This is a genomic window from Verrucomicrobium sp. BvORR034, from assembly GCF_000739635.1.
GTDB lineage: Bacteria > Verrucomicrobiota > Verrucomicrobiia > Verrucomicrobiales > Verrucomicrobiaceae > Verrucomicrobium.
The window spans coordinates 54,103-73,462 of the sequence record NZ_BATQ01000106.1 but is presented as its reverse complement, the minus strand read 5'-3'; the positions used below and the strand labels follow the sequence as shown (position 1 = coordinate 73,462).

Below are 19,360 nucleotides of genomic sequence, written 5' to 3'. Positions count from 1 at the left end.
TCGAATGAAAAGTGGCGGGCACCGCCGTGTAATCTCCAGTCTTTCAGGTGCGGCTCCCTTTCTCATATAGCATCGGTTGGACTTTTTGGACTCTCTTGTTCAAGGTTTGTTGTGAAGATCGGCCGTCGAGGGCGAATTTGCGACATTTCCGTCCCAAACAAGGGAATACGAAAAAGCACCACCTGCCTGAGCAAGTGGTGCTTCGTCACGAAGTTGATGGGTGGCTGTAGAGCCTTAGAGCTTTCTCACCAGGAGGGCCGCATTGTGGCCGCCGAACCCGAAGGAGTTGCTGAGGGCTGCATTGACCTTGGCCTCACGGGCCACATTCGGCACCACGTCGAGATCGCATTCCGGATCCTGGTTTTCCACGTTGATCGTGGGCGGGATGACCTGATCGCGGATGGAAAGGATGCTGGCAGCAAGCTCAATCCCACCGGCGGCACCGAGCAGGTGGCCGGTCATGGATTTGGTGGCGCTGACAAGGAGGCCGTTCTTCGCGTAGTCGCCGAAGGTGCGCTTGATGGCCTGAACTTCGCAGATGTCACCCACCGGTGTGCTGGTGGCGTGGGCATTCACGTAGCTGACCTCGTTCGCATTCATCTTCGCATGGCCGAGGGCCATGTTCATGCATCGTGCCGCGCCAGACCCGTCGGGAAGCGGGGCGGAGAGGTGGTAGGCGTCGGCGCTGAGGCCGTAGCCGACGAGTTCGCAATAGATGTGAGCCCCGCGCTTCTTGGCGTGTTCGTACTCTTCAAGCACCACGACGCCGGCACCTTCGCCCATGACGAAGCCGTCACGGTCACGGTCAAACGGGCGGCTGGCCTTTTCAGGAGCATCGTTGCGGGTGCTTAGCGCTCTCATGTTGCCGAATCCAGACAAGCCCATAGGGGCGATGGAAGCTTCAGATCCACCGGCGACGATCACGTCGGCATCCCCGAACTTAATAATGCGCCAGGCTTCGCCGATACAGTGGTTGGAGGTGGCACAGGCGGTCGTGATACACATGTTCGGCCCAAGGAAGCCGTACTCCATCGAGAGCATGCCGCTCGCGATGTTGCCGATCATCATCGGGATGGTGAAGGGAGAGACGCGGGCAGGACTCTTGGTAATGAGAAGGGTGTGGTTGTTCTCCAGCGTGATCAGGCCACCAATGCCGCTGCCGAGCATGACGCCGATGCGTTCTGGTGGCGTGCTGGAGGAGTCGATGCCGCTCTCTGCCACAGCCATTTTGGCAGCGCCCACGGAAAGCTGGGTGAAGCGGTCGGCCCGGCGGGCGTCTTTGAAATCTTTGAAGTATGCCTTGGGATCAAAGTCCACGACTTCGCCACCGAACTTCGTGTCATACTGCTCCGTATCGAAAGCCTTGATAAAACGGATCCCGCTCTTGCCGGCGACGAGATTCTTCCAGAAGTCATCCTTGTTGTTCCCGAGAGGGGAAACAACGCCAATGCCGGTGATGACGATACGACGGTCTGTCATGAGGAAATGTGTAGAATAGAAGGGTTGGTGCACCCCGATTAGCCACGGTTTGAAAGGTGGGGCAAGGGGAAATTCGGAATTGGGTCAGGGCCACCCCAGGAGGGGGACTATGTCCGACTCCCTGCCGCGCCGAATGTTGGGAAGTTTTAGAATCCCGGGTAGATGAGGCTCACGCTCAATCACTTCTGCCCGTAGTAGGCTCCAGGGCCATGCTTGCGGGAATGGTGTTTGTTGAGAATATGGTCTGGGATGCCCGCCAACTCCGGGTTGAGCGTGAGGCTCCCCAGCGCCATTTGGGCGCACATCTCCAGTGCAATGCTATTGTTCAGGGAATCCATTGCGCTTTTTCCCCAGGTGAAGGGCGCATGATGGATCTGGAGGACGGCGGGCATCTCCACGGGGTTCAAGCCAAGTTCGCGAAAACGCTCGACGATCGCCACGCCAGTATGATGCTCGTAGTCGGCCGCAATTTCCTCTGCAGTGAGCGCACGGGCAATGGGGACGGTCCCGAAGAAGTGATCGGCATGGGTGGTGCCGTAGCAGGGCAAGGCACGTCCGGCCTGGGAGAACATGGTAGCGTAGGGAGAGTGGGTGTGGGTCACTCCGCCGATGCCCTCGAACTCGCGATACAGATGAAGGTGCGTCTTGGTGTCTGAGGAGGGGCGGAGCCTTCCCTCTACCACCTTGCCATCCAGGTCCAGCACCACCAGATCTTCGGGCTTCAAGTCGCCGTAGGCCACGCCGCTGGGCTTGATGCACCAGAGCCCCAGGGTCCGGTCTATGCCGCTCACATTGCCCCATGTGAGCTTCACCAGGCCGCTGGGTTCCAGGGCGCGGTTGGCGGCGCAGACTTCTTCTTTGAGGGAGGCGAGGGACATTGGGGAAGAGGGGGACTTGATGCTTTTTGAGACAGGATTAACAAGATTTTTGAAGGATTAACAAGATGGGACGAGGGGGGTGATGGCGGAGAATGAGACTGATTATTTGGACAGAATTAACGGAATTTACAGAATTGGGATTCTGAAGCTTCTCTCTGTGTTCTCTGTGACTCTGTGGTTAATCCGATGAGAAACTTGGGGGGCGTAGGATTACTTCCTTTGCAGGGCGCGGAGTTCGAGGAGTCGTTTCATGACGTGATGCAGGCGGCCGTTCCATTCGGCGGTGCCGAAGGCATCATGCAGGTTGCGATAGAGTGTGTAGAGCTCCTCGTAGATGGCCTGGTTCTCTGGGATGGGGTAGTAAACTTTCTCGCGGGTGGCGGTGACTTTGGCCTGGATCTCGGCGACCGTGCCGACGCCTGCGACAGCGGCACCGAAGATGGCTGCTCCCAGGGCACAGGTTTGTTCGCTGCGGCTGACCTTCATGGGGCGGCCAATCGCGTCAGCATAGATTTGCATCAGAGTCTCGTTCTTGATGCTGAGTCCGCCGGTGTTGATGACTTCTTTGACCGGCACGCCGTACTCTTCGATCCGCTTGATGATGGTGAGGGCGCCAAACGCGGTGGCCTCGATGTAGGCGCGATAGATCTCGTGGGCCTTGGTGTGCAGGGTCTGTCCCAGGAGCAGGCCGGTGAGGCGCGCATCCACCAGGATGGTGCGGTTGCCGTTGTTCCAATCCAGGGCGAGCAAGCCGGATGCACCCGGCTTGTGACCCGTCAGCGCCTTTTCCATGTTCTGGAATTTCTCACCCACCGTGCTGCCGTAGGTTTCGGGAACCAACTGATTCACAAACCACAGGAAGATGTCCCCCACGGCGCTCTGGCCAGCTTCGATTCCGAAGTAGCCGCCCATGACGGAGCCGTTCACGATGCCGCATACTCCGGGGATGTCTGCGAGGGGTTGGTCATTGGGGGCGACCATGAGGTCGCAGGTGCTGGTGCCGAGAATCTTGACCAGCGTGCCTTCCTTGATGCCTGCTCCCACGGCGCCCATGTGGGCATCGAAGGCGCCGACGGAAATGGCAATGCCTTCTTTAAGACCCAACCGCTGGGCCCACTCGGCGCATAGCGTGCCGGCGGACGTGTCCGCCACATGGGCCTCGGAATAGAGACGGTCCCGCAGGTCAGCCAGCGCGGGGTCCAGACGAGTGAGGAACTCCTTGTCCGGTAATCCACCCCACTCGGTGCTGAACAGGGCCTTGTGCCCTGCTGCGCAGACGCTGCGTTTGAGAGTGAGGGGATTGGTGTCGCCCGCGAGCACGGCAGGAATCCAGTCGCAATGTTCCACCCACGAGTAGGCCGCTTCAAACACGGCTGGATCAGTCCGGCGAAGGTGGAGGATCTTGCTCCACCACCATTCGCTGGAATAGATGCCGCCACATTTGGCGATGATGTTGGGGCGGATCTCGTGGCCCAAGCGCGTGATCTCGGCGGCTTCCTCGTGGCTGGTGTGGTCTTTCCACAGCCACACCATGGCGTTGAGGACCCCTTTGAACTCTGGGAGGAGCCCTAGCGGTGTGCCCTGTTGGTTCACCGGGATAGGGGTGCTGCCAGTCGTGTCGATGCCAATGCCGACGACTGAGCTTGGATCGAAGCCAGAGATCTTGGAACTGGCTTGGGACAAGGCTCCACGAATCACCGCTTCGAGACCGTCCAAGTAGTCTTGCGGATTCTGCCGGGCCACGTTGGGATCACGGGGATCGGTCAGCACGCCCATATCCCCACTGGGGTAGTTGAACACGGTCGAGCCGACTTCGGTTCCGTCATTCAGGTCCACCAGAAGGGAGCGGCAGGAATTCGTGCCGTAGTCAATGCCGAGTGCGTAGCGGGTGCTCATGGGTCAGGAGTGAGGGGCGGGGAGGAGCGGAAAAAGGTGAGAAGAAAGGATAGCGGATAGTGATGCGGATGAGACATCACGAAGGGAAATGTTTCTCCGGATCCGAAGTGCCGCATTTTGTCGGACCCACTCGGAGGCGCAAAGGGAAATCTCTGGCATAAATCGGACGAAACCGCACAATCTGGCGGTCGTCCTGCTGCTGACACCTCCGCCATGAAAACACCTGCAATTTCAATCGTATTCTTCCTGCTGGCATCGTTGCTCGGTGCCGCTGGACAGTTCTTCTACAGAGAAGGAGCCCGCCGGGCCACCGGAGGACTGGCCGGATACCTCATGAACGGGCGCATCCTTGTGGGGGTGGTTTGTTACATCGGCGTGATGAGTCTGTTTGTGGCTGCCTTTAAGAAAGGCGGGTCTTTGACCGTGCTGTATCCGGTTTACGCCAGCACCTTCATTTGGGCAGCCCTCATCGCTCTGTGGGTGGACGGCCAGCCCATCAGAATGGCCAACGTCGCCGGGATGGCACTGTTGGTGGGCGGCATGTATTTGATGGGGAAGGGGTGAGACGTTGCCGCGGGTTGAGACGCTGCCGGTGGTCTGCATCAGGATTCCCCGAAGGGGATCCGGCCACAAGCCCGACGTTGCGGAGCATTAAGCGACGCTACGTCGGGAAAGGAGTGGGGCTGGGCTACTCCGGAGGAGTTGTGGCGGTCTGATGCGCGTCTTTCAATCCCAGATATACCGTTCGTCCCAAGACACCCCATGCTTCTTCAGCATGGCGACTAGTTCTGCCTTGAAGTCCACCTTCTTAAGGTGCTCTTCCTGCCTCAAAATGTAGTCTTTCACCTTCTCAAGGTTTGAGACACTCACGGAGAACGCGGCGTATCCGCACTGCCAGGCGAACTCTGCCATTCCTGGCCATTTGGATTTGATTCAGATGCTTGACGCACGTTTGAGCTCCTTGATCAATTCCGCTTGGGTGGCTTGTCGCCCCATTCGACATAGTAGGTGAACGTGATCTTCCACGCCGCCCAATTGAACTGGTGTGCATTCCAAATCCCTAGCGATGCCTCCGAGGTATTCGTGTGTCATGCTCCTGACCTCGGGATCTCTCAGAAATGGGCGCCGATCCTTCGTGGCAAACACAAGATGCAGATAGACCGCAGAGAGCGACTGAGACATGCGTGCCATCAGTTGCAAGGTGTAGAGAAATTTCAAGCCTCCGTTTACCCTTGAGACCGCCAAAACTCCTTCGGAGTAGATCGCGGTTTGTGTCTACCCGACGTAGCGTCGCTTGAAGCTCCGCAACGTCGGGCTTGTGGCCGGATCCCCTTCGGGGAAGGGGTGGCGGGCGACGATTTACTTGTGCGATGGGGATCGCTACAGGGCCTTTGCGGTCAAAAAAAGAACCCCGCATTTCTGCGGGGTTCAAAATACTCTGTCGTTTGGCGTTAGGCTGCCTACTCAAATCACGCGATCATTGCCGCCGTCCACCGGGATCTGGGCGCCGGTGGTTTTGGCGAAGAGCGGGGAGGCCATGGCGGAGACCATGTTGCCGATGTCTTTGCTCTTGATTTCCGCCTTCAGAAGGTTGCGGGTCTTGTACTCTTCCACAGTCATGTTGTAGCGCTCGGCACTGCGCTGCAGCGCTTCAGGAGTCCACAGTTTGGTGTCGAAGACCGCATCGGGGTGGATGATGTTGCAACGCACGCCGACAGGTGCCAGCTCCAGGGCGGCCACGCGGCAGAGCTGCGTGAGGGCGGCCTTGGAACAGGAATAGCTGGCGGCACCAGGGCCGGGGGCTTTGACGTTCCTCGAACCCACCAGGATGATGCTGGAATCAATGCCCTGCTTCAGATAGGGGATGGTGAACTTCAGCAGGCGCTGGTGGCTGGTGAGGTTCACGGCCAGGGCCTTGTCCCAGTTGGATGACTCGAGGTCTTCGAGGTACTGGCCTGCAGTGAAGATGCCTGCGTTGGAAACGACGATGTCGATTCCGCCGTAGTTGCGCACGGTTTCCGCAATGGCAGCCTGCACGGCGGCGTCATCGGTCAAGTTGACCACTTTGCCCGCGGCACCGATGCGGGCCATGCCGTCGACGATGTCGGGGTTGAGATCAAGGCCCACGACGGTGGCACCCTGTTCGGCCAGGCTTTCCGCACAAGCAAAGCCAATGCCGGCCGCAGAGCCGGTGACGATGGCCACCTTGCCTTGATGCACCTTGCGGGCCGGTCCCTTGCGAAGTTTGGCCTGCTCCAGATCCCAGTATTCGATCTCGAAGATGTCCTTTTCAGGGAGGGGCTCCCAACCGCCAACGGCCTGACCAAGTTGCACGGTGGCGGCCGTATGCTGGGCGATGTCGCTCACGATGCCAGCATCCTTGAGGGTGTCGCCGAAGCTCACCAGCCCCTTGCCCTGCCAGATGACAAACCGCGGCGCGGTGTCGAGCATGGTCTGGCCGTTGGCATGACGGGTGAAATAGGACGTGTAGTCGTCGGAGAATTTCTGAATGGCGGCGTCGATATCCTCGCCCACGAAAGCCGGAGTTCGCTTGGTGCGAATGCTGTGGTCGGGAGTGAGGGGGCCTCGTGTACCGTAGGTGGCGACATCGGGCTGATTCGAATAGCCGACTGCCACAGGGCTGGCATCGAGCTTGGCCAGTTGAGCGTTACCGCGCTTTTTCGAAACGGCCTTGCGGAGTTTCGCCAGGCCGACCAGATCTTCCTGGGGCTCTCCCGTGACACCTGCCGCGGAGGCACCTGCGGTCTTCGCCAGGTACTCCTCGGCCTGCGTGACCATCTCGATCATGAGCTCATAGCTGCGGCGGGCGTCGTCGTGGAAGGTGAAAAGCCCGTGCTTCAGGAGCACAATGCCCTCAATGCCTTCAGCCTTCAGGTCGCGACCTTTGATGAGGTCATAGACCGTCTTGGCCAGGATGAATCCCGGCATGACGTACGGCACGGTGAGCACACGGCTGCCAAAGACTTCACTGACACGTGCTTCACCATCGGCATGACAGGTGAGGGCGGAAATCGCATTGGCATGTGTGTGATCCACGAAACGGAACGGCAAAATCGCATGCAGGATCGCCTCGATGGAGGCAGCCGGGGCGTTGGGATTGGTCATGGCGGCCCGCTGCTGCAGCACCATGTCCTCATCGGTCATCGTGGGCAGCTCAGCCATCTTCAGCAGCGCGCTCATGCGCACCGGGGCGAACCCGCCGCGCTCGATGGTGGCGAGATCCCAGCCGGAGCCCTTCACATAGCAGAGACTGACGGGTTCTCCAAAGAAGTCGTTTTCCTCGATTTTCACCGAGGTGTTGCCACCGCCATGAAGGACCAACTCTGGATTGCGCCCCAGGAGACGGGAGGTGTACACACGCTGACCGAGGAGGTCAGTTCCGAAACTAGCGGCTTCTTGATCGTTCCAAAGGCTTTGCATGGCGTGGCGGCGAAAAAATGAGGGGTTAGAGTGGGCGGGGGAGGCGAAAAGTAAAAAGGTAAAAAGCGAAAACTGGGGGGCGCGCACCTTGTGAGCGATTCCCCTGTGAGTCACCGCCAACCTTGTCCCGTATGCACGTGGCAGCAGTTCCATCCTCAGTTCGTCTCTTTTCGGGTTGTCCCAGAGGAGCTTCTCGTCTTCGATATCCCAGGTCATTTTGAGATGGCCCTTCGCCCCCATGAAGCGATCCCCCCGCGTTTTGTCTGGCAGCCTCGTGCTGGTACTGCTCATCCTCATTCTGGCCTTGCTGGGGGGAGGCGCGTGGCTGGTGCTGAAGCTGCGTCAACCGAAGATTCCTCCTGCCCAGACTCCCCAAATGACCGCTGGCTCTGTGTCACCGATCCCAGCCTTCTTTGAGAAGGACTTGCCGGAATCTTGCCGACAGGTCGCCCTGGTTGTCTCGCCGGAAGACACCTCGGTGACAGCGGAACTTTTTCTGCTGGTGCGGAATGACGCGCGTTCGCCATGGACCGTCGATCAGGGGCCGATACCCGTGACCCTCGGGCGGAGCGGCCTGGCCTGGGGCGTGGGGGAACATCGTGCCTCGCGTCCGGAGGGATTTCGCGAAAAGCGGGAGGGGGACGGGTGCAGTCCTGCAGGAATCTTCCGGGTGCCATTTGTCTTTGGCATGGCACCCGAGGCTGACGCGAGGGTGGAAGCGCCAGCGCTAACCCTGCCCTACACCCATTTGGCAGACAGTATCATCGGCGTCGATGATCCCGACTCCCACTACTACAATCAGGTCGTGGACTCGAATCTCGTCCCGCGGGATTGGAACAGCCATGAACCGATGAATCGTTTCAAGGTTTTGTACCGATGGGGAGCGTTCGTCGCTCACAATCCGGAGGGCGTGCCCAATCTGGGCTCGTGCATCTTCATTCACATCTGGCCCGGTCCAGGGGAACCTACCGCGGGTTGCACGGGGATGGCAGACGCTGATGTAGTGCGCGTGCTGACTTGGTTGGATCCTGCCAAGGAACCCCGCCTGGTGCAGGGACTCAAGGCTTGGTGTGAAACCTCCATCGATTCCCACCTCACCCCTCCGATACCGCATGAGGGTGATCCCGCTCCAGGCGATAAACACCCTTGAGGGGGTGGACGATACGCTTGTCTTGGTCCAGCACATACGCCCTCAACGTGACCGGGCCAGACGGGAGCATTTCGTCATGCAAGGTTTGTTGCCAGCCCAGATAGTACTCCGGATGCATGCGGACAAGCTTCGCCCGTTCGTAGAAGTGCTGCTGAAGTTGGGGCGCGGTGAGGGCGACGATTTCCTCATTCCCTGAACCGTTGGCGGCTTGTGCGGTGACGAGGATCAGATCGGCGGCATTGTCCACCGCCAGCCCACCCAGGCCGGACAGTCGCCAGCCTCCTTCTTCCAAGGCAACGGGCGGATCCAGACGCGACCACTTTCCTCCCATCTCTTTGCCCTGTTTGAACGATTTGATGTTCCGGTCAGTGGCGAAGACGACATCGTGCAACCTCCCGCGATCCGAGAGAAACGAAGCAAGTCGAAAGGCGGACTTTCGAGTGACTCGAGCATCCATCCACTCCTCGTTGAGCGGCATCACCCTGGCAAACATCAGCAAGGCCCGCTCTTGATTCATGCGGCTGAACTTCACTTTCATGAGATTGTGGCCGTTTGCCCAGTTCACTGCGAGGAGGGCGACAAAAAGGGTCATGGCGGCGGGTAGCAGCGCTGGCATGGCACGGGAGCATGCCGGATGCTTGAGGCTGGCGTGCCTGATTGTGACGGTAACCAGCAGCAGCGTTCCAAAAACAAAGAAAACATCAAACGTCGCGAAGCGCTCATCCAGGGCGTTGTCCAGAGAGTTGTGCATGCGGCCCAAGCTGATGAGCACTGCAGACGAGAGGCCGTAGAGGCTGAAAATGATCCAAGGCAACGCCGCCTGAACCAAGGGGCGGTCATGGCGATGTCGCAACAGATAGAACAAGCTGGTCAGGAATGCGGCGAGCAATGCCGCACCCGTGATGGCGCAGAGGATCTCAGGTTCGAACGTGGTGCCTTTGCCCAAGATGTTCCCCAGTACGATCAGCACGAACTGGAGCCTCATCAGAGGGCGTTCGAACACGGACCCTGCGTCAAGGCCGGGATCTTCGCCGCCATTCGCCGTCAGGGCGAGCCAGGCCACTACTCCATGTGCCAGCCACCAACAACCGACCACGATGCCAATCTTGCCCCAAGATTCACCTGCGCCACGCAGTCGCCAGGCCAGGATCAAACCGAGGAATGCGGGGACGAAGAATCCCGTGCCAAATGAGCAAATTGCGAGGAGCGAAAGGACGCTGGCCAGCATCAAAGAGCGGAAGTTCGGACGGCCTTCCCGATGCAAAAGCAAGGTGCCCAAGGCAAGGCAGGTTCCAGGAATGAAGTTTTGAAAGATGAAATCCCAAATCCAAACCTCCCCTTGAGCCGCGGTGAAAATCACCGCCGTGACGCAGGTTAGCAGCACGGTGGCATTCAAACGTGAGAGTCCTGGGTGCTCTCCTTCACGAGGCCAGAGAGGTCTCGCCAACCGGTACACGGAGAAGGCAATTAAAGCAGAGAACAGCCAGCTCAATATTGGCAGGACGGCCACATTTCCCCCAAGGTAGTGCAGAGTGGCAAAGTAGATCACCTTCCCGACGGTGGAGGGGTGCACGTAGTGCGGTGCAAAGAAGGCCCCCCATGAGTAGCGGTCTTCCACCAGATGCTGGTACTGCTGCACAAAGGACCAGGCGTCCAGGCAGGGCACGGGAACCAGGAGGGGGACTATCTCCACCAGCAAAATTACGGCTGGGGCAATGATCACCAGCCAAGGCCAAAGGCGGGAGAGACGCCGGGGCCATGGTGTATGGAGTCTTTCGGCAGCAGGCGGGGAGTCAACCGGCATGGGGCAGCCAAAAGGTGTGGATCGAACCCCCCGGCACCAGAATATCGTACTTGCTGGAGCCCGTGGTTGTGCCGTTTGGGGATTGCCACACCAGGAGTGAGTTCCATGAACCGAGTTCGCTCTGAGCCGTCAGGAGGCTGCGATCCCTCCCTTGGATCTCCGGTAGGCACCAGGGGCTATTCCCGTGATGCACTTGAAGGCTTTGGCGAACGCAAACTCACTCTCATAGCCCACCTGGGAGGCCACCTCCATCATGCCCAGTTGATCTTTCTGGAGCAGTCGCGTGGCACAGTGCACCCTCCATCGTGCGAGATACCCCATGGGCGTATCGCCGGTGAGTCGGCGAAACCGCTCCGCAAACACCGATCGTGAAAGGGCAACTTCCCGGGCGAGCGATTCCACCGTCCACTCGCTGGCGGGCTCACTCTGGATCAGGTGCAGAGCACCGTCGATGGCGGTATCCTGCACCGCTGCGGGCAGGCCCGAGTTGCTGTCCCCGGTGTGGACCCAGCCACGGATGGCCTGGATGAAGAGGACATCGCACAGTCTGTCCAGCAGGGCCGTCGCGCCTGGTTGGGCTGCCATGGATTCACTGGTCAAGACTTTGAGCACGGCATCAAGTCCTGGAGCACCAGAGGTGCCATTTCCCCGGAGAATGAGGCAAGGCGGCAACAACCGGATCAGGGGATGGTGCGCACTCTCTGCGAAGTCGAAGTCTCCGGAAACAACAGAAGTTTCTGCCCCGGCACCGCCAAAACGTAGGGTGATCCCACTGGCACACAGAATGTCGGACTGGCGCAAGAGTTCGGGAAGAGGAGTGGGACGGCCCCCCGTGAGGTCTTGAACCGTGTGCTCCCGGTCAGTCATCACGATGGCGAAGTCGCCTTGTCTCATGGTGGTGGCCGGGCATTCTGTAACGCACAACTGTCCGCTGCCCTGCTCCATAAAGTGGAACTTTCCCGCGTGAGGTCGCGCCGGGAAGCGCACGCCCCAAGTCTCTCCCAGCACCACCCGGTTTTGGAGGGCACTCCGGAGGCGTAGCGTGGAGAGCAGGCTGTCGAGGGACTTCATGGTCTGGCGGACACAGTTTCAGGACGATCAGACATGCCTGCCGGATGCCGGAGCATGGTGATTTTCGGCCTTGGAAAGCATGTTGGCATCACAAGGACGCACCCGCGTTCCTGCATCGCAATCCAACCCGAAATCATCATGAAAAAGATCGTCGTCACCACCCCTACTGGCAATATCGGATCCCGCGTCGTGCAGCTTCTGCTTCAGGCCGGGGTCCGGCCCACCTTGTTGGTCCGGGATCCAGGTCGCCTCAGCGAAGGGGTCCGAAGCACGTGTGACATCCGTCAAGGTGACCTCTCCGAGCAGGACTTTGTGATTGAGGCTACGCGAGGCGTGGACGCCTTGTTCTGGCTGATTCCCACGAACTACGGTGCCGCTGATCCGGTGGCGGAGGTGTTGCGCTTGGGCACCATTGCTGCCGCCGCAGTTCAGTCCAACCAGATCGAGCGCACCGTGTTCCTCAGCAGTTCGGGTGCGGAACAAACGGGGAATCATCTCCTGGGTACCCTTGGCTTGGTGGAAGACCTGCTCAACGCCACAGGTCAGAACGTGGTGCACCTGCGTCCCGGCTATCTCTTTACCAATCTCTTCACTGTGGTGGAGGAGTTGCGTGCGGGGGTACTGACCACCACGACCTCGTTGGATCATCGTGCGGGTTGGAACGACCCTCGTGACGTGGGTGAGATTGCCGCCGCCAGGCTGCTTTCGGACTCATGGTCGGGGCAGCAGGTTCAACCCATCGGCGGTCCCGCAGATCTGAGCTACCGTGAAGTCGCCGCCTTGGTGGGAGAATCGATTGGGCGGACGATTCAGGCCATTCAAATTTCGGACGAGGAGCACCTACAGAATCTTTTGGGGGCTGGTCTGCCTGCTCCTGTCGCTGAAGCTCTGGTCGTGCTGTCCCGTACCATCGCGAGCATCAAACCTGAGGATCTGGGTCGTAGTGATTCTTCCTCGACTCCCACCTCGCTGGGCGCATGGTGCTACGCCCACCTGCGCCCCCTATTTTTGTAGGGTGAAAACGCTCGGAGCAACGCTACTCGCGCCGCACGGCATCCAGCAGCTTGCCGCGCAGTGCCAGGAGCGTTGCCACGAAACAGACCGCCAGACCGAAGGCGACAATCCCCAGGTTCAACCACGCAAGGAAGCCTACAGGCAACGCGCCGCCGCTTTGCCGGACGTTGGGCCAGACGGCAATGGCGGCGCTGACTAACCCGAGGATCAAGCCGGTGATAAGGAGGGTGGCGTGCTCGCTCACGACCAGCGAGCGGAGGGCTCCGGGCTGGAAGCCCAAAGCTTGCATCAGTCCCAGTTCGCCCCTTCTTTCGAGGATATTGCGGGCTGCGAGAACCCCCAATCCTGCGGTGCCGAGCAGGACTCCAAGCCCACCCAGTACCGTGAAGATGCCGATGTAGGTATTCTGCACTGCCTGGAAGGCGGCCAATCTCGCCGAGGTGGTCTCCATGGCTAGCCCACGCGATTCGAGCTGCTTGGTCAGATGGCTGCTGATCTTGCCCGCTTCGTCGGTCGGAGCATCGATGAGGAAGTACTTGTACCCAGCAGCGTCAGGGAACTTGGCGAGGAAGTTCGCCTCGCTGACGATGATCTTGCCCTGAAGAATCGATCCCGTCACCAAACCCACCAGCTTGACGTTAAACTCCCGGCCCTGGGCATCGGTGTAGGCGATGGTGTCGCCAATGCCTTTGCCGAGGCCCCAGAGCGCGGTGGCTTGGTCGGCAATGCCCGGAATGGCATCGCCACCCATCGAAGGGACAAGGGCGCTCCAGCCTCCGCCAGCAAAGGTGAATGATCCGCGGTCTTCCAGCAGCTGTGGATTCACGGCCGTGAGGACGGGACGCTGAGCGCGATTCAGGTTCAAACAGCTGGCATCATCGCCTTCGCGGATGCGGAAGGGGACCACCTTCGCCTTCGCCATGAGTTTCTCGTCGAGCGCGAACGCGTCCCACGCGGCTTCTGTATTGAGATCTTCATAGACGGGCAGGCTGGATTCTCCGAGCAGCACAAATCCGCCCGTGCCTGACTTGCGCTCTGCTGGATTGGCCGCGCCGCTGAGACGGAAGGCATTCACGGCAATCACCAGGAAGATGCCGCCAGCCATCATGGCGATCACCGCCACACTGCGACCCGGGCGGCGGGTCAGATTGCGCATGCCAATACGGAACAACGAACTTGCAGGAGGCCCGGACTCTGTAGGGCGGCGCAACCAACGGCTGATCCATGTTGCCCCTGCCATGAGCAGAAGAAATCCAGCGCCAAAGAAGGCCCCGGACACCGCTTGAGGATCGCTGAGGCGACTGCCCATTGCCGAAATCCCCGCTGCCAGTATCAGACAGACAAGCGGGATCCACCGTTTCCAACCACTGCCTGTCTTTTGCGGTCCTTTGGCATTTGCATCCGCCCAGGCTTCTCCTACGAGAAGATCCTTCGGCGCGGTCTTGAAGAGCCGGCGGCTTGCCCACCACAGCGTGCCAATGCCTGCCAAGGCGCTCGATACCCACGCAATGGCCAACGTGGCGGGGTGAGCGTCATAGGTGAGCTTGAACCCGACCGTAGCGCCGCTCCAGGCACCGTTGAGGCCCGCCAGCGCGAGTTTGGTGTAGGCCATCCCGCCCAGTAGTCCCAAGGCGGAGCCAATCAATGCCACCGACCCCGCCTCTGCGAGCACGACCCACCGGGCTTGGCGCTGAGTCCAGCCCAGAGACAAGAGCAGGCCAACTTGGGGAGCACGCTTTTCAATCGTGAAGAGAAAGAGCAGGGCGGCAAAGATCAGCGCCGCGCCGATAAGGAACATGCTCAGTCCGACAAACAACCCGCCAAAGTCCACACTGCCTTTGGCAGCTGCACCAGCCTCTGCCTTGAAATTGCGGGGGACCAAACCGACGTCTGCGAGGTGGAGATCCTGGAGCAGTTGAACTCGCAGAGCGGCTTCCTCCTGGCCCGCATCGGGAAACCGGATCGCCGTGAGGCTGCCGAAGCGGTTGCTCCAGAGTTGCTGACCTTCCGCTAGCGGGATGAAGGCTTTGGGAGTGCCCCGGTAGTCATCCCAGTACTTCTCGTCCTTGTCCCGGATGGCATCCAGCTTCACTGGAATGCCCGGTTCCCAATCGCGGCAGTTGTCCACGTCTGAAACTCCCGGGAAGTTCGGCGTCCACTCGCGTTTCAGGTCGGGATTGTCCATCGGCACGATGCCCGCGACTTTGAAGGTGGCCGTCTGCTCTTTGAGATCCCGCCCCAGGCCAACGGTGAAGAAGCGGAAGGAGATCTCTCCCCCGACCTGGAGTTGGTGGTCTTCCGCCAACCATTGAGAAATCAGAATGGGTGGGGGGCTGCCAGCGAGATCCGTAGGAGCCTTGAACTTGCCTTCAAGAACAGCCTTGGGCAGCCCTGTGACCATCGAGTAGGGGGTGCGGCCGTTGACCGAGGAGAAACCATTGATCAGATAGGTGATGATCCCATAGCTTTGGGGCTGCTTTTCCAACAGCTTCTTGCTCAGCACCTCGTCCATGAACACGCGGTCGGTACCGAGTTCCCACTCGCTGCTGCTTCCCTGAACCTTCGTGAGCTTGAGGGAGAAATCCTCCAGGGACTTGGCCTTCTCAGTGGCCTCTGGAGTCAGGCCGCTGCTCCCGGCGAGGATGGCATTGATGCGGCCAGTCTTCTCCAGCTCAGCTTGCATGTCCGTCAGCGGGACATAGACCGTGTCACTGCCCGTTTGGGAGGCCGCGAGTTGGAAGCCACCAAAGTCTTCTCCACCCACCACGGCGGAAATCTTGCGGCGCATGGTCACTTCCTGGTTGGTGCTCCCAGACAGAGGGGCATCGCGGGAGATCACGCTGGGCAGCTCCATGCGCACCAGAACGGTGTCACCGGCTTTAACGCCGAGCTTTCTGCCTAAAGCCTCATTCACGACCAGGCCATTGGGCTCAATGGCGACGGTCTTTCCACTGGGGCTGAGTTTCCAGAAGGCATCGTTGACCCCCAGCACTTGGACCGCATTGGCTCGCACTCCGCCATTGGCTGCGCTCACCGACCCCTGCATGAGGATGACTGGTGCCGCCCCCTGGCTGGTCGCGAGTGTTTCGGTGAACCAGCGGTCGCCACCCAGCAGTCCGTTCTGCACCTCGCCGAGGCGTTGGTCTGCCGCCTTGCGCAGACTGGCCCGGACAGAATCGCCCACCACAAGCGATCCACTCAGGATCGCTGAAGCGAGGAATGCCCCGAACAGCAGGCCCACATGGCCCTTCCAATAGTGCTTCAGACTCCCAATAATGAGCTTTCCCGCTGTCATGGTAATGGAGAAAAGCGGGTTAAACTGCCAGGGTGCCTTCGTGAAGATGGAGCACCCGCTTCATGCGTTGAGCCTGAGTGGGATTGTGGGAGACTAGCACTAAAGAAATGCCGGAATTTTCCACTAAGTTGATCATCAAGTTAGTCAAAGTATCGGCATTCGCTTCATCCAGAGCCCCGGTCGGCTCATCCGCGAGAATCAATTTTGGAGCATTGATCAGCGCCCGCACCACGGCGGCTCGCTGGCGTTCGCCGCCCGAAAGTTCGGCGGGTTTGTAGCTGGCCCGATGATCGAGACCGACCTGCTTGAGAAGGTCCATGGCCCGGTCTTGAGCGGCCTTTTGATCTGGCTTGGGCGTGAGGGCCAAGGTGGGGAGGAGGACATTTTCCAGGACCGTGCACTGGGGCATGAGGTGATGGAGCTGGAAGATAAACCCGATCTTGGCGCTGCGGAGCTGACCCAGTTTCGTGGGCCCTGTGCCCTGAAGGCTGTCACCTTCAAATCGGTACTCACCCGTATCCGGTTCATCGAGCGTTCCGAGGATGTTGAGCAAGGTGCTCTTACCGCAGCCTGAAGGACCGACAATGGACACCGACTCTCCTGCTTCGATTTGCAGGTTGATGCCTTTGAGTACGGGAACGGAGTGCCCGCTCACCGGTTCGCGGTAAGCCTTGGAGACGTTGGTGAGCTGGATCAGGGGCATGTGGGACAAAGGGGGAGGTGATCGGGAGCCACAGGTCAGTGGACCGGCCCCTAACCGTTACGAAAACGAACAGCCGTTTGATGCACTGGTTCTTGGTTAAAGAACCTTGTGCCAACGCTTGGCCTTGAACTCAAAACGAGGAAGCGAGCCCTGGGGCGCAAGCTTCACAGGGATGCGCAGGGAAAAGGTGTCGCGCAGGCGGTCCTGCAGGCGATGAAGCAGGGAGTCATCCACTCCAGCGGCCAGTTCCACCGTGAGGGTGACTTCGTCCATGTTCTCCACCTTGTGCTGTTCGATCTGGAACTCGGCAATTTCCGGGTACCTCAGCACAATGTTCTCGATGGCGCTCGGGTAGATGTTCACGCCGCGAATGACGACCATGTCATCGCAGCGGCTCAAGACGCCGCCCTCAAGGTAGAGCCGGTCATTGAAGACCTTCTTGCAGACCCAGTCGCCCGTGCGGTAGCGGAACAGCGGACAGGCGCTGCGGTCGAGGGTCGTGAGAATGAGTTCACCTTCGGAACCGTCGGGCACCTCATTCCCTGCCGAGTCCACCACTTCGGCAAAGTAGCAGTCCTCGATGACGCACAGACTGGCGGGCATCTCAGGATCCTCATAGCTGACAGGGCCCACCTCGGACATGCCATGGTGGTCGAACAACTTCGCGCCGCCCCAGAGCTGACGGATTCGCTCACGGGTGGTGGGAAGTGATCCGCCGGGTTCGCCCGCCACGATGATGCGCTTCACCGAAAGCTGGTTGAGGTTGACTCCGCTGGGGGCACCGATGCTCTCACCCAAACGCAAAGCATAGGTGGGTGTACAGCACAAGGCGGTGGCGTTGTAGCGGGCCATCATCTCCAGGCGGGCCTGACTGGACAGTCCACCGCCGGGCAGCACCAGGCAGTCGCGGGCGGCTGCTTCAAATGCGGTCCAGAATCCGAGGAAAGGACCGAATGAGAAGGCAAAGAAGATGCGGTCTCCTGCCTTGATGCCGGCAGCACGATACACCTGACGCCAGCAGGCCAGCATGGTTTCCCAGCTCGCCGGAGTGTCCAGCACGGCCATGGGCTGGCCCGTGGCAGTACCTGTGGTCTGGCAGAAGCGGGTGTACCGGTCCAGCGGTTCCGTGAAATTGGTGCCAAACGGCGGGTGGGCCAGCCGGTCGTTCAGCAGGTCGCCCTTGGCGGTGAAAGGGATCCTGCGGATGTAGTCCTCCAGCGTGTGGATGGAGAAGGGATCAATCCCATGCTCCTTGAATCGACGGGTGTTGAAGTTGTCCGTCTTGGCCGTGCGGTACATTAGGGTCCGCAGCTTTTCCCACTGCCGCTGGCGCAAATTCACGGCGTTCCCCGGAAGGTGAACGCGCATGGTTTGATCCAGTGGAGACGACATGGGAAAAACGCCAATTTCCAAGCTTCAAATTTCAAACCCCGACATCTGCTGAGTCAGGGGCTGGATGGAGATCCCTAGTGCTGGGCTCCCGGAGCGACGGCGGCAACGGGTTTTTTCGCTGCGGCATTGGACGGGCTGAACTTCGCCACCAGGAATCCACCACATGCAGCCATGAGGATGCCAACAAAGAAGGGCACTGGGATGGCTTTGAATCCACCTTCTGGCGGATGAATGGACAGGGCCACGATGGAGTTGATGATGGGCGCACCGCCAAAGACGATGGACATGACCGCCGCAGGGGATGAGCCCACACGGTTCGCGGCCGCCAGCGCCAGAATCAGCGTGAAAGCCCCAATCGCCCCGGCAGTGCCAGCGACGAAGCTCCAGGTGACGCCTTTTCCGGTGAAGCTCCAGTTCGTGTTGTTCTTGGCGAGGACAATGAGTGGTCCTACGACGGCGACAACAAAGTACGCGGCACCCACCAGAAGGAAGGCCTTCATGGAGGCATTGGCCACATCGGCCTTGCCCGCGTCACTTGCGATCATACCCAGACGTCCAGTGTGAAGTAGAACTCCGTACACGCCCCAGAAGAGCATTGTGGTCACTGCGAATATCTGCCAGCTCATGCGTTTATTGCTGCCTTTCTCGTTCACTTGATGGTTTGGTGGAGCGTTGACTGAGGAAATGGGGGCGGGGGGAGAAGACGTCAGCCAAGGCGCGTTCTGGACAAGAACTTCGTATTACGATGCAATTTGCGGACGGATGCTTTTCCGCACCTCTTCCGGAGCGACCTCGATCTTTTCCAGAATGTGAGCGGGAATCGCCACCGCTTTCATCTGGCGGGTCTCGGGATCTTTCCGTACACAGACGACTGCGATCTTTCCTTCGGCAGCGAGGGTGCCATCCGTCTTCCGGACGCGGAAGATGTACTTGAGCGAACGGGTGCGAATCTCATCGACCAGCACTTCCACTTCCACCTCATCCTCGAACCGGAGGGGGGAGACGTAGTCGCACGAGGCGTGCACCCGTGGCCATCCCACCCGTTGATCGTCAGGGAACTTCTCTCGGCGCTCCATGATGCTGTAGCCGAGGGATCGGAAGAAGGCGTGCTCCGCCCGCTCCATGAAGCGGAAGAAGTTCGCGAAGTGCATGATTCCCGCCATGTCCGTATCTGAGAACTGAACAATATCGCGGTGTACAAAGCGGGAGGCCATTGACCGGAACAAAGGCGGGAGGA

At 59.7% G+C, this 19,360-nt stretch carries 15 protein-coding genes; 3 read left to right on the top strand and 12 right to left on the bottom strand.

Annotated elements, in window-relative coordinates; translation table 11 throughout:
* Nucleotides 1-234: 234 nt before the first annotated feature.
* The 3 genes from fabF to BV034_RS17815 form a co-directional block, all read right to left on the bottom strand.
* Nucleotides 235-1,479: a beta-ketoacyl-ACP synthase II gene (gene fabF / locus BV034_RS17825; RefSeq protein WP_050028346.1), complete on the bottom strand. Its 1,245-nt coding sequence runs from the start codon at nt 1,477-1,479 to the stop codon at nt 235-237.
* 179 nt (nt 1,480-1,658) lie between these two features.
* Nucleotides 1,659-2,357 (bottom strand): L-ribulose-5-phosphate 4-epimerase AraD, encoded by a 699-nt coding sequence (gene araD / locus BV034_RS17820; RefSeq protein WP_050028345.1) that lies wholly within the window; start codon nt 2,355-2,357, stop codon nt 1,659-1,661.
* Between the two features lie 210 nt (nt 2,358-2,567).
* On the bottom strand, nt 2,568-4,253 hold the full coding sequence (locus BV034_RS17815) for a ribulokinase (protein ID WP_050028344.1): 1,686 nt from the start codon (nt 4,251-4,253) through the stop codon (nt 2,568-2,570).
* 213 nt (nt 4,254-4,466) lie between these two features.
* Between BV034_RS17815 and BV034_RS17810 the strand changes: the two genes are divergently transcribed.
* Nucleotides 4,467-4,817 carry a hypothetical protein gene (locus BV034_RS17810; protein WP_081887895.1) on the top strand — a complete coding sequence of 117 codons (351 nt, stop codon included), beginning with the start codon at nt 4,467-4,469 and terminating at the stop codon, nt 4,815-4,817.
* A gap of 162 nt (nt 4,818-4,979) precedes the next feature.
* Here the strand turns inward: BV034_RS17810 and BV034_RS34900 are convergent, their stop codons facing one another.
* Together BV034_RS34900 and BV034_RS17795 are read right to left on the bottom strand one after the other, a co-directional pair.
* Nucleotides 4,980-5,165 (bottom strand): hypothetical protein, encoded by a 186-nt coding sequence (locus BV034_RS34900; protein ID WP_050028343.1) that lies wholly within the window; start codon nt 5,163-5,165, stop codon nt 4,980-4,982.
* A gap of 552 nt (nt 5,166-5,717) precedes the next feature.
* On the bottom strand, nt 5,718-7,694 hold the full coding sequence (locus BV034_RS17795) for a bifunctional aldolase/short-chain dehydrogenase (RefSeq protein WP_050028362.1): 1,977 nt from the start codon (nt 7,692-7,694) through the stop codon (nt 5,718-5,720).
* 238 nt (nt 7,695-7,932) lie between these two features.
* Here BV034_RS17795 and BV034_RS17790 point away from each other — a divergent pair, with 238 nt between their 5' ends.
* Nucleotides 7,933-8,844: a L,D-transpeptidase family protein gene (locus BV034_RS17790; RefSeq protein ID WP_050028341.1), complete on the top strand. Its 912-nt coding sequence runs from the start codon at nt 7,933-7,935 to the stop codon at nt 8,842-8,844.
* On the opposite strand, the gene BV034_RS17785 is transcribed toward BV034_RS17790, so the two are convergent.
* Together BV034_RS17785 and BV034_RS17780 are read right to left on the bottom strand one after the other, a co-directional pair.
* On the bottom strand, nt 8,789-10,510 hold the full coding sequence (locus BV034_RS17785; protein WP_265593133.1) for a hypothetical protein: 1,722 nt from the start codon (nt 10,508-10,510) through the stop codon (nt 8,789-8,791). The genes BV034_RS17790 and BV034_RS17785 overlap by 56 nt on opposite strands.
* A gap of 267 nt (nt 10,511-10,777) precedes the next feature.
* A complete protein-coding gene (locus tag BV034_RS17780; protein ID WP_050028339.1) occupies nt 10,778-11,719 on the bottom strand; it encodes an AraC family transcriptional regulator in 942 nt (313 codons plus the stop codon).
* 138 nt (nt 11,720-11,857) lie between these two features.
* Between BV034_RS17780 and BV034_RS17775 the strand changes: the two genes are divergently transcribed.
* Entirely contained in the window at nt 11,858-12,733 is an 876-nt protein-coding gene (locus tag BV034_RS17775; protein ID WP_050028361.1) for an NAD(P)H-binding protein, read from the top strand.
* Nucleotides 12,734-12,755: 22 nt separating this feature from the next.
* Here the strand turns inward: BV034_RS17775 and BV034_RS17770 are convergent, their stop codons facing one another.
* The 5 genes from BV034_RS17770 to BV034_RS17750 form a co-directional block, all read right to left on the bottom strand.
* Complete coding sequence (locus BV034_RS17770; protein WP_050028338.1) at nt 12,756-16,028, bottom strand: FtsX-like permease family protein; 3,273 nt, start codon at nt 16,026-16,028, stop codon at nt 12,756-12,758.
* A 19-nt stretch (nt 16,029-16,047) separates the two neighbouring features.
* On the bottom strand, nt 16,048-16,731 hold the full coding sequence (locus BV034_RS17765; RefSeq protein ID WP_050028337.1) for an ABC transporter ATP-binding protein: 684 nt from the start codon (nt 16,729-16,731) through the stop codon (nt 16,048-16,050).
* A 96-nt stretch (nt 16,732-16,827) separates the two neighbouring features.
* Nucleotides 16,828-18,099, bottom strand: coding sequence for an AMP-binding protein (locus tag BV034_RS17760; RefSeq protein ID WP_050028360.1), 1,272 nt, complete (start codon nt 18,097-18,099; stop codon nt 16,828-16,830).
* 98 nt (nt 18,100-18,197) lie between these two features.
* Entirely contained in the window at nt 18,198-18,749 is a 552-nt protein-coding gene (locus BV034_RS17755; protein WP_063768816.1) for a hypothetical protein, read from the bottom strand.
* 114 nt (nt 18,750-18,863) lie between these two features.
* On the bottom strand, nt 18,864-19,337 hold the full coding sequence (locus BV034_RS17750) for a thioesterase family protein (protein ID WP_050028336.1): 474 nt from the start codon (nt 19,335-19,337) through the stop codon (nt 18,864-18,866).
* Nucleotides 19,338-19,360 lie beyond the last annotated feature (23 nt).

Coding starts and splice junctions, on each gene's coding strand:
- BV034_RS17770 (WP_050028338.1), bottom strand. CDS start 16,028: ATGACAGCGGGAAAGCTCATTATTGGGAGTCTGAAGCACTATTGGAAG.
- BV034_RS17795 (WP_050028362.1), bottom strand. CDS start 7,694: ATGCAAAGCCTTTGGAACGATCAAGAAGCCGCTAGTTTCGGAACTGAC.
- BV034_RS34900 (WP_050028343.1), bottom strand. CDS start 5,165: ATGGCAGAGTTCGCCTGGCAGTGCGGATACGCCGCGTTCTCCGTGAGT.
- BV034_RS17760 (WP_050028360.1), bottom strand. CDS start 18,099: ATGCGCGTTCACCTTCCGGGGAACGCCGTGAATTTGCGCCAGCGGCAG.
- BV034_RS17810 (WP_081887895.1), top strand. CDS start 4,467: ATGAAAACACCTGCAATTTCAATCGTATTCTTCCTGCTGGCATCGTTG.
- araD (WP_050028345.1), bottom strand. CDS start 2,357: ATGTCCCTCGCCTCCCTCAAAGAAGAAGTCTGCGCCGCCAACCGCGCC.
- BV034_RS17790 (WP_050028341.1), top strand. CDS start 7,933: ATGAAGCGATCCCCCCGCGTTTTGTCTGGCAGCCTCGTGCTGGTACTG.
- BV034_RS17765 (WP_050028337.1), bottom strand. CDS start 16,731: ATGCCCCTGATCCAGCTCACCAACGTCTCCAAGGCTTACCGCGAACCG.
- BV034_RS17775 (WP_050028361.1), top strand. CDS start 11,858: ATGAAAAAGATCGTCGTCACCACCCCTACTGGCAATATCGGATCCCGC.
- fabF (WP_050028346.1), bottom strand. CDS start 1,479: ATGACAGACCGTCGTATCGTCATCACCGGCATTGGCGTTGTTTCCCCT.
- BV034_RS17750 (WP_050028336.1), bottom strand. CDS start 19,337: ATGGCCTCCCGCTTTGTACACCGCGATATTGTTCAGTTCTCAGATACG.
- BV034_RS17780 (WP_050028339.1), bottom strand. CDS start 11,719: ATGAAGTCCCTCGACAGCCTGCTCTCCACGCTACGCCTCCGGAGTGCC.
- BV034_RS17815 (WP_050028344.1), bottom strand. CDS start 4,253: ATGAGCACCCGCTACGCACTCGGCATTGACTACGGCACGAATTCCTGC.
- BV034_RS17755 (WP_063768816.1), bottom strand. CDS start 18,749: ATGAGCTGGCAGATATTCGCAGTGACCACAATGCTCTTCTGGGGCGTG.